1 pseudogene is annotated in these 419 nt (G+C 55.8%); it reads left to right on the top strand.

Features of this window, described 5'->3' with window-relative positions:
• Positions 1-208: 208 nt before the first annotated feature.
• Positions 209-419, top strand: a pseudogene (locus tag BG57_RS31030) (alpha/beta hydrolase); the annotation flags it as partial.

The following is a 419-nucleotide window of genomic DNA, read 5'->3' as shown; positions in this document are numbered from 1 at the left end:
AGTTCACCAACGCTCAGGCGGTGTGGGCCAAGACCGTCGATTAATCCGACGTAAACAGAATTGCCGATGACCTCGAGTATCGTTAAGGCATCCCAACGATTCCTGCCGGCTTTCGCATGACCCGTACGCTAACGAGTCATCGGCGGCAGCCTGCAAGCTGAACCATTGCAACCAATTGTCCAAACAACGTTACCTTCTCGAGTCGAAAATGAAAACCATCAACAACATTCGCCGTTTTGCCGCAGCCTTGACCATTGGCGTCAGCGCATTCGCCACCCAGTTCGCCGAAGCCGCACCTATCAAGAACATCGTCCTGGTTCACGGCTATTTCGCTGACGGCTCGGGCTGGCAAGCCGTGTCGACGATCCTCACGCGGGACGGCTATAAGGTCTCGGTGGTTCAGGAGCCGGAGACGTCGT

Origin of the sequence: Caballeronia grimmiae, assembly GCF_000698555.1 — a bacterium.
GTDB classification, from domain to species: Bacteria; Pseudomonadota; Gammaproteobacteria; order Burkholderiales; family Burkholderiaceae; genus Caballeronia; species Caballeronia grimmiae.
The sequence above is the reverse complement of the archived record's forward strand: the minus strand, read 5'-3'. Positions and strand labels throughout refer to the sequence as shown.